Below are 11,670 nucleotides of genomic sequence, written 5' to 3'. Positions count from 1 at the left end.
CCCGCGCACCCGGCCGCGGCGCCCGCCGCACCGCCGGCGCCGCCCGCCGCGCCCGCGGTCCCGGCGGCGCCGCCCCTCGCGGTCGCGGCGCCCGCACCGCCCGCACCCGCGCCCGCACCGCCCGCACCCGGCCGCACGGTCGCGGGCCTCAGCACCCTGCGCAAGCTCGTCACCGGCCTCGACGGCTCGCGGATGTGCTTCGGCGAGCCGGTCGAGTCGGGCGGCACGACCGTCATCCCCGTCGCCCGGGTCTGGGCGGTCGGCGGCGCCGGGTTCGGCCACGGGGACCCCGGCGACGCGCCCGCCGACCAGGGGGAGGCCGGGGGCGGCGGTCTCGGCGGGTCGATCGAGAGCCACCCGGTCGGGTTCATCACGATCGCGCCCGACGGCAGCAGCCGCTACGAGGCGATCCCCGACCCGCAGGGCCGCGCCCGGGCCGCCCGGCTCCTCGCCTCCGGCGCGGCCACGCTGCTGACCGCGGTCGCCGCTTCGCGCGCGCTGCGCGGCACCCCGGGCCGGACCCCGCGGCTCGGGCGGCGCCGCGGCGCGCGCGGCGCCGGACTGCTGCCCCGCGGCGACTGACGCCGCACCGACCCCGCCGCCCGCGGCCGGCCGCCGCGGCGTGCCGGCCGTGCGCGACGGGTAGCCTGACTGCGGTGACCGACCGTCGCTCCGGGCCCCCGATCGGCGTCGTCGTCTTCGTCGTGGGCACGGCGAGCCTCGGCGCCGAGATCGCCGCGGCACGCCTGCTCGCCCCGTGGTTCGGGGCCTCCACGATCGTGTGGGCGAACACGATCGCCACCGTGCTGCTGTCGCTGTCGGTCGGCTACGCCGTCGGCGGGCGTGTCGCCGACCGCGACCCGACCCCCGCCGGCCTCGCGCGGATCGTCCTGATCGCCGCCGCGCTCCTCGCGCTCGTCCCGTTCGTCAGCGGCCCGTTCCTGCGCACGTCGGTCGACGCGCTCGAGTCGGTCAGCGCCGGCGCGTTCGTCGGCTCGCTGCTGGGCGTCAGCGTCCTGCTGGCCGTCCCGCTGGTCCTGCTGGGCATGGTGTCCCCGTACGCGATCCGGCTGACCGTCGACTCCGTCGAGGAGGCCGGTCGGGCGGCGGGCCGGCTCTACGCGCTCTCGACGCTCGGCTCGCTCACCGGGGTGTTCGGCGCGACGCTGCTGCTGATCCCGCTGATTGGCAGCCGGCGCACGTTCATCGTCTTCGCGCTGCTGCTCGCACTCGTCGCGGTCCCCTGGCTGCGCACCCGTCGGCTCGCGGGGGGCGCGGTCCCGCTCGCGATGGTCGGGCTGCTCGCGCTCCCCGTCGGCACGCTGAAGAGCGCCGGTGGCGAGCGCGTCCTGTGGGAGCGCGAGACCGAGTACCAGTACGCGCGCGTCGTCGAGACCCCGGGCGGCGAGCGCCGCCTGGAGCTCAACGAGGGCCAGGCCGTCCACTCCCTGTACCGCGCGGGCACCGTGCTCACCGGCAACTACTGGGACGAGCAGCTCGTCCTCCCGTTCGCCGGGGCACGGCCCGCACCGCGCCGGGTCGCGATCCTCGGCAACGCCGCCGGGACGACCGCGCGGGCGATCGGCCACTACGCGCCCGAGACCCTCATCGACGGCGTCGAGATCGACCCCGAGCTCACGAAGGTCGGCCGCGAGCTCTTCGACCTGCGCGCCCCGCGGCTGCGGACCCACACCGCCGACGCCCGCCCCTGGCTGCACGCCACCGACGACCGCTACGACGCGATCGTCGTCGACGCCTACCGCCAGCCGTACATCCCGTTCTACCTCGCGACGCGCGAGTTTTTCGCGCTCGTCCGCGACCGCCTGGAGCCCGGCGGCGTCGTGATCGTGAACGTCGGGCATCCCGAGCGCTCGGACGCGCTCGAGAAGGTCCTCGCCGCCACGATGCGCGCCGCGTTCGGCGCCGACCGCGTCTGGCGGGACCCGAGCGAGCCGGTCAACACGATGCTCGTCGCCACCGCCTCCGCGGTGCCGCCCGCGGACGCCCTGCGCGCGCACCTGCCGTCGCTGCCCGACGAGATCCGCCCGATCGCCGCCGCCACCGCCGACCGGCTCGAGCCCGCGCGGCGGGGAGGCCGGGTCTACACCGACGACGTCGCGCCCGTCGAGTGGCTCATCGACGCGTCGATCGTCGACGTGGCCGCCGACGGCGAGCCGGTCGGCTGAGCACGGGCGGCTCAGGCCGCCGCGGCGCCCGCGCCGATCCAGCGCGCGGGGGAGAGCGCGGCACCCGCCGCGGCGAGCGTCGCGTCGTCGAACGCGGCCAGGCGGGGCAGCACCGCGACCTCGCAGCCGGCGAGCGCCTCGAGCGTCTCGCGGTTGGACGCCTCGATCGTCGACGGCTGCGCCGGCCACGGGGTGAGGATCACCGCGCGCACGTCGAGCCCGGCGTCGCGCGCGGCGGCGAGCGTCAGCAGCGTGTGGTTGATCGTCCCGAGCGCGGGCCGCGCGGCGACCACGACCGGCAGGGCGAGCTCGACCGCGAGGTCGCGCACCAGCCAGGTGGGCGTCAGTGGCACGAGCAGCCCGCCGACCCCCTCGACGACGACGAGGTCCCGGGGCGACCGTGCCGCCTGCGCCCGCGCGCCCGCGACGAGCGCCCCGGGGTCGAGGACCGTCCCCGCGAGCTGGGCGCCGAGATGGGGGGAGACCGCCGGACCGAACCGCTGCGGGGAGACCAGCGCCGGGTCGTCCCCGGTCACCCGGGCGAGCAGCTCGTGGTCGGCGAGCACGCCGTCCACCGGCTCGTCCAGCCCGGTCACCGCCGGCTTGTACGCGCGCGGCTCGTGCCCGTCGGCGACGAGCGCCGCGGTCAGCGCCGCCGCCACGACGGTCTTGCCGACCTCGGTGTCGGTCGCGGTGACGAGCAGCCCGCGCACGGCGCTCAGGCGGCGCGGACGCGACCGCGGGACGACGGGGTGGCCGCGGCGACCGGGCCGCCGCTGCCGGGTCGGAAGCCCGCCTGCAGCGCCGCGCGACCCAGCACGCGCGCCGCCTCGCGCAGCTCGTCCTTCGTGTGCGACGCCATCACGGCGAGGCGCAGCCGGGAGGTGCCGTCGGGCACGGTCGGCGGACGGATCGCCTGCGCGAACACGCCGTCCTCGATCGCGAGCTCGCAGATCCGCATCGCCAGGGCGGCGTCGCCGACGATCAGCGGCACGATCTGGGTCGTCGAGCCGGCGACGTCGAAGCCCTCGCGGTGCAGCTCGTCGCGCAGCGCGTCGGCGCCCGCCTGCAGCGCCGTGACGCGCTCGGGCTCCGCCTCCAGCAGCTCGAGCGCGGCGAGCGCCGCCGCGATCGCGGGCGGGGGCGGGGCGGTCGAGAAGATCAGCGGCCGCGCCGCGTTCGTGAGCAGCTCGACGACCTCGTGGCTCGCCGCCGCGAACGCGCCGTAGGAGCCCAGCGCCTTGCCGAGCGTGCCGACGACGACGTCGACCTCGCCCTCCAGGCCCGCCTCGGCGACCGCACCGCGACCGCCGGGACCGGTGCAGCCCGTCGCGTGCGCCTCGTCGACGACGAGCCGCGCGCCGGTGCGCCGGCACAGCTCCAGCAGCTCGACGAGCGGGGCGACGTCCCCGTCCATCGAGAAGACGCTGTCGGTGACGACGATCTTCGGCGCCGACGGGTCGGGGTCGCGCCGCGCCATCGTCCAGGCGAGGTGCTCGACGTCGTTGTGCTCGTACACGACGGTCTCGGCGCGCGCGAGCCGGCACCCGTCGATGATCGACGCGTGGTTCAGCGCGTCGGAGTAGATCGTCGTGCGGCCCGCGCCGACGCTCGCGAGCGCCTGCAGCACCCCGACGTTGGCGAGGTAGCCGGAGCCGAACAGGACAGCCGACTCGGTCCCCTTGAACGCGGCGAGCCGCTCCTCCAGGCGCCGGTGCACGGTCATCGTCCCCGACACCAGCCGCGAGGCGCCCGCGCCGACGCCCCAGCGCAGCGCCGCCTCGGCGGCCGCCTCGGTGACCGCCGGGTGGTCGGCGAGCCCGAGGTAGTTGTTGGAGCACAGCAGCAGGACCGGGGTGCCGTCGAGCACCACGCGACCGCCCTGCGGGCCCGAGATCAGCCGCATCCGCCGGTACAGGCCGGACTCCCGCAGCTCCTCCAGACGTTGCGCGATCTCGGACACGGCGTGCGGCGTGCTCAGTGACCGAACGGCATGCCGCTGGTGACGGCGGGCTCGGCGGGCCGGGTGCCCTGCGGCCAGCGGTTCGGCGCGCCGTCGGGCCGCGGCGGCACCTTCGCGCCCTTCTTCGCGTAGCGCAGCTGCGACGCGGGATCCCAGAGCTGGATCTCGATGCCCGCGTTCTCCGCGTCGGCGCGCGTGTCGAGGAACTCCTCGATGACGTCCGGGGTCTCGCCGTCGAGCCAGCCGGAGCGGTTGTCCGGCCGCGGGTTCGCGCCGTTGTCCGCGTGGCGGGCGATGTTCAGCCCGAGGTTCTCGAACATCGCGCGGTCCTCCGACGGCGTATTGCCGAGCGTCGTGAGGAAGTTGCCCATCATCACGCCGTTGAGGCCGGCCTTGACGGCGAGCTGCTGCAGGTCACCGAGGTTCTCGGTGCGCCCGCCGCAGAGCCGGAACAGCGCCTCGGGCAGGATCAGGCGGAAGATCGCGATCCACTTGACGACCTCCCACGGGTCCATCAGGTCGCGGTCCCCGAACTTCGTGCCCGGCCGCGGGTTCAGCAGGTTGATCGGCACCGAGGTCGGGTTGATCGACGCCAGCTGGAACGCCATCTCGACGCGCTGCTCGCGCGACTCGCCGAGGTTGAGGATGCCGCCGACGCAGGTCTCGAGCCCGGCCTCGCGGACCGCGTCGATCGTGCGCAGCCGGCCCTCGTAGCGGACGGTGGTGGAGACCTCGGGGTAGTACGACTCGGCGGTCTCGACGTTGTGGTGGACGCGCTGGATGCCCGCGTCCTTCAGCTGCTTGGCGCGCGCGACGGACATGTGGCCGACGGACGCGCAGCGCTTGAGGTTCGTGTGCTGCGACACGAGCCGGGCCCCCTCGAGGATCTTCTCGAAGTCGCGCTTGGACAGGCCCTGGCCCTGGGTGACCATGCAGAACCGGTGCGCCCCGGCGGCCTCGGCGGCACGGGCGTGCTCGAGGATCTGCTCGGGCTCCATCATCGCGTGCATCGGCGTCTCGGCCTCCGCGAACCGCGACTGCGCGCAGAAGCCGCAGTCCTCGGCGCAGCCGCCGGACTTCGCGTTGACGAGCGAGCACAGGTCGGTGCTGTCGCCGAACGTCTCCAGCCGGGCCGCCCACGCGCGCTCGACGAGCGCCTCGATGTCGGCCGGCGCCTCGAGCTCACCGAGCTGGAGGGCCTCTTCACGGGTGATGAGCGGCGGCATGACCGTGCAGATTATGGGGATCGGCGGATGCCGGTCGCCCCGCCGGGGTCGATCCCGCCGGTCGGGGGCCGGACGATCGGGGGCGACGGACGGACGGTCCCCAGACCTGGGGATGGTGCAGGCCCGGGCGCCCCGGTAGCCTCGCCGGACGGGTCGGGGACGCCCGGCACGGTCCGTCCCCGCTCCGCCGCCCCGATGCCCGGCTCCCAGCGACCCATCCGCGTGTTCCTCTGCGACGACGTCGACGCGTTCCGCGCGCTGATGCGCGTCGTGCTCGAGGAGGACCCCGCGATCGTCGTCTGCGGCGAGGCGGCCGACGGGGCCGCGGGCGTCGACGGGGTCGACGCGACGCGGCCCGACGTCGTGCTCCTGGACCTCGCGATGCCCGGCATGGACGGGATGGAGGCGATCCCGCTGATGCGCGAGCGGGCGCCGCGCACGCGCATCCTCGCGTTGTCGGGCTTCACCGCCGACCGCCTCGCGGCACCGGTGATCGAGCTGGGCGCCGACGGCTACATCGAGAAGGGCGAGGACGTCGCGGTCATCCGCCGCGCGATCCACGACGCGGCGCAGCGCGTCCGCGCCGCCGCCTAGGAGGACCAGTCGGCCAGCAGCGGGGCGTGGTCGGAGGGCTTCGTGCCCTTGCGGAAGTCCCGTTCGATCCCGCAGCGGGTCAGCCGGCCGGCGAGGTCGTCGCTGACCAGCACGAGGTCGATCCGCAGGCCCAGGCCCTTGTGGAAGTGCCCGGCGCGGTAGTCCCACCACGTGAACTGCTGCTCGCCGGGGCGGACCGTCTCGTGGGCGTCGCGCAGGCCGCCGCGCTCGAGGATCGCCGCCAGCGCGCCGCGCTCCTGCGGTGTCACGTGCGTGGCGCCCGCGAACGCCGCCGGGTCGTACACGTCGCGGTCGGTGGGGCAGACGTTGAAGTCCCCGGCGATCGCGACCGGTGCGCCCGCGTCGCGCAGTTCGGCCGCGCGGGCCGCGAGCGCGTCGAGGAAGACGAGCTTCTCCGCGAACGGCTCGCTGTCGACCGCCTGGCCGTTGACGACGTAGACGCTCGCGACCCGTACGCCCTCGACCGTCGCCTCGATCCAGCGGGCCTGGTCGGGGCGCACCTCGCCGGGAAGCCCCGCGCGCGCGTCGCCGAGCGCGAGACCCTCGCGGGCGAGGATCGCGACGCCCGCCCAGCGGCCGCCGGAGTGGTGCACGGCCGCGTAGCCGGCCTCGCGCAGCGCGTCCTGCGGGAACGCCTCGGGCGTGCACTTCGTCTCCTGCAGGCACAGCACGTCGGGCGCGACGGTCTGCAGGAACTCGAGCACCCGCGGGAGCCGGGCGTTCAGGGAGTTGACGTTCCAGGTCGCCAGGAGCACGTCGCGCAGGCTAGTGCCCCGCCCGCGCGGCCGTGGCGACCGTCAGGCCGGGGCGCCGAGCGCCTGGCGGAAGCCCTCGCGCCAGGAGGGGTACGCGGGCGTCCAGCCGAAGGTCTCGCGGAAGCGGGCCCCGGAGTTGCCGCGCAGCGTGGTGGCGAAGTGGACGGCGTGCGGCCCGGCGGCCAGCCGGCCGACGAGCGCCGGCACGCGCAGCGGTCGTCGGGCGCCGAGGCAGGCGGCGGCGTGCGGGAGCCACTGCGCCGCGGCGGCGGGCTCCTCGTCGGTGACGTTGTAGCGGCCGCCGGCACCGCCCGCCAGCGCGGCGACCGTGGCGTCGGCGGCGTCCTCCACGTGCACGAACGACGAGATCCCGGTGCCGCCCCCGACCAGCGGGAAGCGCCGGGCGCGGATCTCCTGCGCGGTCCCGCCGTCGGGGGCGTAGTACGTGCCGGGGCCGTAGAAGAAGCCGTAGCGCAGCACGACCGGGTCGAGGTCGGTGGCGGCGAGCGTCGTCTCCTCCAGCGCGAGCGTGGCCGCGACCGCGTCGCGCAGCTGCGCCGGCGCGTCGGTGAAGGGCCGGGCGTCCTCGTCGTGGACCGGCGGGCCCTCGGGCGCGGTGATGAACGAGATCGACTGGGCGACGATGCGTCGTGCTCCGGCCGCACGGGCCCCGGCGACGAGGTGGGGGGTCGCCTCGGCGCGCAGCCGGTTGGTCTCGCGCATCGCCGCGCGGTAGCGGCGGACGTCCAGCGCCTTGGGCAGCGCGGTGAGCTGGTGCACGACGACCTCGGGGGCGGCGGCGACGCAGGCCGCGACCACGGCGTCGCGGTCGTAGACGTCGGCGACGTGCGCCTGGACCCCGGCGGCGCGCAGCGCGTCGGCGCGGCGCTCGTCGCGGGTGATGGCGGCGACGTCGTGCCCGGCGGCGCGCAGCCGGGGGAGCAGGGGGCGGCCGATGGCGCCGGTGGCGCCGGCGACGAGGATCTTCACGGGGTGGTCTCCTTGCGGACGAGGGCGAGCAGCAGGACGGTGAGCAGCGCCAGCGAGACCGCGTCGGCGATCCCGACCCAGTGGGTGTCGGCGTCCCCCGCGTCGAGCACGTGGTTGAGGGCGTGCAGCGCGCTCTGCAGCGCGGCGAGCGCGAGGACCGGCAGCCGCCAGGCGGGCCGGGGGGCGGCGAGCAGGCACAGGACGCCGAGCGCGAGCGTCCAGGACGCGACGTCGCGGACGTAGTGGTCGTTGCGTCCGTCGAACGGCCCGAGCGCGGTGTAGAAGCTGCCGGGGTCGACGGCCTGCCACAGCCCGATCGCGAGCTGGAGCGTCCCGTAGGCGAGCAGTCCGGTGCGGACGGGGCGATCGCGGGCGGCGAGCATGCGGCGAACCGTAGACGCGCCAGTGGCACCCTGGGAAGATCCAATACGATGCCTGTCGAGGAGTCCAATCGCGGTCCGGAGGTCCTCCTGGCCGTCCGCCGCACCGCCGACGCCCCGCCGCTCGGCGCCCAGGTCGAGGCGGGGCTGCGCGCCGCGGTCCGCGACGGGCGCCTGCGCCCCGGCGACCGGCTGCCGCCGTCGCGCACGCTGGCCCGCGACCTCGGCGTCTCGCGCCGGCTCGTCGTCGACGCCTACGACCAGCTCGTCGCCGAGGCGTGGCTCGAGGCGCGCGTGGGGGCGGGGACGTTCGTCCGGCGGGCGCTCCCGGCCCACCCCGACGGTGCGCGCGCCGCGCCGCCCGACGACCCCGTGCCGGCGCCCACGGGCGTCCCGGCCACCGCCCGGCCCGACGGCCGGCCGCGGATCGACTTCTTCCCCGGCCACCCCGACCTGGCGGCCTTCCCGCGCGCCGACTGGCAGCGGGCCACCCGCGCGGCCCTGCGCGAGCTGCCCGACGCCGCCCTCGGCTACGCCGACCCGCGCGGCCTGCGCGAGCTGCGCGTCGCCCTCGCCGCGCTGCTGGCCCGCACGCGCGGCGTGGTCTGCCGGCCCGGCCAGATCGTGCTCTGCCAGGGCGTGGTGCAGGCGCTCGGCCTGCTCGTGCGCGCCACCGGCGGGCCCGGGGGCCCGGTCCGCGTCGCCGTGGAGGACCCCTACCTGCACGAGCACCGCGACGTCCTGCACCACGCCGGCGCCGAGGTCGTCCCCGTGCCGGTCGACGAGCTCGGCGTCCGCGACGAGGCGGTCGCCGCCGCGCGCCCGGACCTCGCGCTCGTCACCCCGGCGCACCAGTGCCCGACCGGGGTCGTGCTGGCCGCCGGCCGCCGGGTGGCGCTCGCCCGCTGGGCCGAGCGCCACGACGCGCTGCTCGTCGAGGACGACTACGACGCCGAGTACCGCTACGACCGGGCGCCCGTCGCGGCCCTGCAGGCGCTCGCCCCGCGGCAGGTCGTCTACCTCGGCTCGACGAGCAAGACGCTCGCCCCGGGCCTGCGGCTGGCCTGGATGGTCGTGCCCGAGGACCGGCTCGCCGCCGTCGTGCAGGCCAAGCGCTACGCCGACGGCGGCTCCCCGGTGCTCGAGCAGGCCGCCTTCGCGCGGCTGCTCGCCGCCGGCGCCTACGACCGGCACGTGCGCGCCGCCCGCCGCCGCCAGCGCGGCCGCCGCGACGCGCTCGTCGCGGCCGTCGCCCGCGAGCTCGACGGGGCGCGCGTCGACGGCGTCGCGGCCGGCCTGCACGCGCTCGTGCGGCTGCCCGCGGCGGTCGACGCGGCGGCGCTCGTCGCCGCCGCGCGGGCGCGAGACGTCGGCGTCTACCCGCTGAGCGCCTACCGCGCCGACCCGCCCGCCAAGACCGCCGCGGTCGTCCTCGGCTACGGCGCGCTCGGCGAGGCGGCCATCGCCCAAGGCGTACGCGGGCTCGCCGCGGCGCTGCGCGACGTCCGCTGAGGTCGCTCGCTCAGCGGCCGGTCCAGCGCGCCGGGCGCCGGGCCGCGAAGGCGCGCACGCCCTCGAGCAGGTCGTCGCTGCGGAAGCAGGCCTCGCGCAGCGCGATGAGCTCCTGCTCGACCTCGCCCGGCAACTCGCCCTCCGCGTCCAGCAGCGCGCGCAGCGCGCGCTTGTTCCCGCGCACGCTCAGCGGCGCGTTGGCGGCCAGCTCGGTCGCCCAGTCCAGCGCCTGCGCGTCGAGGCCCTCCGCGGGGACGACCGCGTTGACGAGCCCCCAGTCGCGGGCGGTCCCCGCGTCGATGTAGCGCCCGAGCAGGAACAGCTCGCGCGTGCGCGGCTCCCCGATGACGTTGAGGAACCGCCGCAGCCCGGTGTGGGAGTAGACGAGCCCGAGCTTGGCGGGCGGCATGCCGAGCTTGATGCCGTCCGCGGCGATGCGGAAGTCGCAGGCCAGCGTCAGCTCCAGACCGCCGCCGATCGTGTGCCCGGTCAGCGCCGCGAGCGTCGGCACCGGGCATGCCTCCAGCGCGTCGATCGCCCCCGTGAAGGGATGCGCGACGAGCTTCTCGGCGCGCTCGGCGAACTCGTCGTCGGGGATGTCGCCGATGTCGTAGCCCGAGGAGAACTGCCCGTCGCTGCCGCGCACCACGACGCAGCGCACGTCGTCGTCGATCCCGGTGACCGCCTCGGCGATCGCGTCGAGGATCGCGTGGTCCAGCGCGCCGCGCTTCTGCGGGTTGGCGAACGTCAGGCGCAGGACGCCCGCGGCGGGCGTGTCGAGGTGCAGCTCTCCGGGCATGGGCGCCGGAGCGTAGAGGTCCGCGGCGTGCCGGGACCGCCCGGTCAGTCCAGCACGACGAGGACGTCGCCCTCGTTGACGGCCTGCCCCTCCTCGCAGAGGATCTCGCGGACCGTGCCCGCGTCCTCGGTCTCGACGGGCATCTCCATCTTCATCGACTCGAGGATGACCATCGTGTCGCCCTCGGCGACCGTGCTGCCGACCTCGACCTCGATCTTCCAGACGGTGCCGGTGATGTGCGCTTCGACGTTCGCCACGGTCTGCCACGATAGCCGCCGCCATGGACGCCGCAAGCGCATCGACGCACCGACCCGACGTTGTGGTGATCGTCAGCGCCTTCAACGAGGCCGACCGCATCGCGGCGACGGTCACCGCCCTGCGCGACGCGTTCGCCCGGGACGGCGAGGAGGTCCGGATCGTCGTCGCCGACGACCACTCCACCGACACCACCGCGCACGTGGTCCTCGAGGCCGGCGCGGAGCTCGTGCGCGCCCCGCGCAACCTCGGCAAGGGCGGGGCGACGACGCTCGCCGCGCGCGAGGTGCTGCCGCTGGTGCTCGAGCCCGACCCGCCCGTCGTCGTGCTGTGCGACGGCGACCTCGCGGACACCGCCGTCCAGCTGCCACGGCTCGTGCAGGCCGTCCGGGCGGGGGAGTGCGACCTCGCGGTCGCGGCGTTCTCCCGGCGCGTGGGCGGCGGCTTCGGCGTCGCCGTCGGCTACGCGCGTGCCGCGATCCGGCGCCTCTGCGGGCTCGAGCTCACCGCCCCGATCTCGGGGCAGCGCGCGATGCGCGGCGAGGTTCTGCCGGCGGTCGTGCCGTTCGCCCCCCGCTTCGGCATGGAGATCGGCATGACGGTCGACGCCACCCGCGCCGGCTTCCGGGTCGGGGAGGTCGAGCTCGACCTCACGCACCGCGCCACCGGGCGCACGCTCAAGGGCTTCCTGCACCGCGGTCGGCAGCTGAAGGACTTCGTGCTCGTCGAGCTCTCCCGCCGCTGAGCGGCCCATCGACCTGCGGGCGAAATCCGCCCGCGAGCTTGGGACCGGGTGTCGATGGGGGGCCGAGCGGCACCGTCGTACCGTCCTGGCATGGCACGGACGACACACACGGAGCACCGCCGCGTCTCCTCCTGCGACGAACAGGTGCTCCGGTCGACCGGTCTCCGTCCCCACGCCCCCTGACCCAGGGCCGACGGGACACGTAGTACGGCGGACCTGCTCCGGCAGGGCGCGTTCTCCCGCG

General features: G+C 76.3%; 13 protein-coding genes. 5 read left to right on the top strand and 8 right to left on the bottom strand.

All coding sequences use genetic code 11. The features are described 5' to 3' along the window. A partial coding sequence (locus C7Y72_RS23815) for a spore germination protein GerW family protein (protein WP_199223995.1) occupies positions 1-582 on the top strand: 582 nt, incomplete at its 5' end. Between the two features lie 74 nt (positions 583-656). Next, complete coding sequence (locus C7Y72_RS17010; protein WP_233243910.1) at positions 657-2,186, top strand: spermidine synthase; 1,530 nt, start codon at positions 657-659, stop codon at positions 2,184-2,186. An 11-nt stretch (positions 2,187-2,197) separates the two neighbouring features. On the opposite strand, the gene bioD is transcribed toward C7Y72_RS17010, so the two are convergent. From bioD to bioB, 3 genes are read right to left on the bottom strand one after another with little or no spacing between them, the layout of a single operon-like run. Continuing rightward, complete coding sequence (gene bioD / locus C7Y72_RS17005) at positions 2,198-2,899, bottom strand: dethiobiotin synthase (RefSeq protein WP_158276904.1); 702 nt, start codon at positions 2,897-2,899, stop codon at positions 2,198-2,200. A gap of 5 nt (positions 2,900-2,904) precedes the next feature. Continuing rightward, on the bottom strand, positions 2,905-4,149 hold the full coding sequence (bioF, locus tag C7Y72_RS17000; protein WP_199223994.1) for an 8-amino-7-oxononanoate synthase: 1,245 nt from the start codon (positions 4,147-4,149) through the stop codon (positions 2,905-2,907). Positions 4,150-4,163: 14 nt separating this feature from the next. Beyond that, positions 4,164-5,375: a biotin synthase BioB gene (gene bioB / locus C7Y72_RS16995; protein WP_107570362.1), complete on the bottom strand. Its 1,212-nt coding sequence runs from the start codon at positions 5,373-5,375 to the stop codon at positions 4,164-4,166. A 195-nt stretch (positions 5,376-5,570) separates the two neighbouring features. Here bioB and C7Y72_RS16990 point away from each other — a divergent pair, with 195 nt between their 5' ends. Beyond that, positions 5,571-5,969 carry a response regulator gene (locus C7Y72_RS16990; protein ID WP_158276903.1) on the top strand — a complete coding sequence of 133 codons (399 nt, stop codon included), beginning with the start codon at positions 5,571-5,573 and terminating at the stop codon, positions 5,967-5,969. Here C7Y72_RS16990 and C7Y72_RS16985 read toward each other — a convergent pair. The 3 genes from C7Y72_RS16985 to C7Y72_RS16975 are packed head-to-tail and all read right to left on the bottom strand — an operon-like array spanning position 5,966 to position 8,118. Next, positions 5,966-6,745: an exodeoxyribonuclease III gene (locus C7Y72_RS16985; RefSeq protein ID WP_107570360.1), complete on the bottom strand. Its 780-nt coding sequence runs from the start codon at positions 6,743-6,745 to the stop codon at positions 5,966-5,968. The two genes, C7Y72_RS16990 and C7Y72_RS16985, sit on opposite strands and share 4 nt — an antisense overlap. A gap of 42 nt (positions 6,746-6,787) precedes the next feature. Continuing rightward, positions 6,788-7,735 carry an NAD-dependent epimerase/dehydratase family protein gene (locus C7Y72_RS16980; RefSeq protein WP_107570359.1) on the bottom strand — a complete coding sequence of 316 codons (948 nt, stop codon included), beginning with the start codon at positions 7,733-7,735 and terminating at the stop codon, positions 6,788-6,790. Beyond that, the gene (locus C7Y72_RS16975) at positions 7,732-8,118 is read right to left on the bottom strand and encodes a DUF4345 family protein (RefSeq protein WP_107570358.1); all 387 of its coding nucleotides are present in this window, start codon (positions 8,116-8,118) and stop codon (positions 7,732-7,734) included. Before C7Y72_RS16975 ends, C7Y72_RS16980 begins: the two co-directional genes overlap by 4 nt. A gap of 48 nt (positions 8,119-8,166) precedes the next feature. On the opposite strand from C7Y72_RS16975, the gene pdxR reads away from it, so the two are divergent. Then, positions 8,167-9,627 (top strand): MocR-like pyridoxine biosynthesis transcription factor PdxR, encoded by a 1,461-nt coding sequence (gene pdxR / locus C7Y72_RS16970; protein WP_107570357.1) that lies wholly within the window; start codon positions 8,167-8,169, stop codon positions 9,625-9,627. A 10-nt stretch (positions 9,628-9,637) separates the two neighbouring features. Here pdxR and C7Y72_RS16965 read toward each other — a convergent pair whose 3' ends face one another. Both C7Y72_RS16965 and C7Y72_RS16960 read right to left on the bottom strand, forming a co-directional pair. Beyond that, on the bottom strand, positions 9,638-10,426 hold the full coding sequence (locus C7Y72_RS16965) for an enoyl-CoA hydratase/isomerase family protein (RefSeq protein ID WP_107570356.1): 789 nt from the start codon (positions 10,424-10,426) through the stop codon (positions 9,638-9,640). A gap of 44 nt (positions 10,427-10,470) precedes the next feature. Further along, positions 10,471-10,683 carry a biotin/lipoyl-binding carrier protein gene (locus tag C7Y72_RS16960; protein ID WP_107570355.1) on the bottom strand — a complete coding sequence of 71 codons (213 nt, stop codon included), beginning with the start codon at positions 10,681-10,683 and terminating at the stop codon, positions 10,471-10,473. 65 nt (positions 10,684-10,748) lie between these two features. On the opposite strand from C7Y72_RS16960, the gene C7Y72_RS16955 reads away from it, so the two are divergent. Beyond that, complete coding sequence (locus C7Y72_RS16955; protein ID WP_199223993.1) at positions 10,749-11,426, top strand: glycosyltransferase family 2 protein; 678 nt, start codon at positions 10,749-10,751, stop codon at positions 11,424-11,426. The last annotated feature ends 244 nt before the right edge of the window (positions 11,427-11,670 follow it).

Origin of the sequence: Paraconexibacter algicola (assembly GCF_003044185.1) — a bacterium.
In the GTDB taxonomy this organism is placed as follows: domain Bacteria; phylum Actinomycetota; class Thermoleophilia; order Solirubrobacterales; family Solirubrobacteraceae; genus Paraconexibacter; species Paraconexibacter algicola.
This window is presented reverse-complemented; position numbering and strand designations above follow the sequence as displayed.

Bases quoted from the DNA above. Each gene is read 5' to 3' on its own strand.
- bioB (WP_107570362.1), bottom strand. From the start codon at position 5,375: ATGCCGCCGCTCATCACCCGTGAAGAGGCCCTCCAGCTCGGTGAGCTC.
- C7Y72_RS16990 (WP_158276903.1), top strand. From the start codon at position 5,571: ATGCCCGGCTCCCAGCGACCCATCCGCGTGTTCCTCTGCGACGACGTC.
- C7Y72_RS16975 (WP_107570358.1), bottom strand. From the start codon at position 8,118: ATGCTCGCCGCCCGCGATCGCCCCGTCCGCACCGGACTGCTCGCCTAC.
- pdxR (WP_107570357.1), top strand. From the start codon at position 8,167: ATGCCTGTCGAGGAGTCCAATCGCGGTCCGGAGGTCCTCCTGGCCGTC.
- C7Y72_RS16965 (WP_107570356.1), bottom strand. From the start codon at position 10,426: ATGCCCGGAGAGCTGCACCTCGACACGCCCGCCGCGGGCGTCCTGCGC.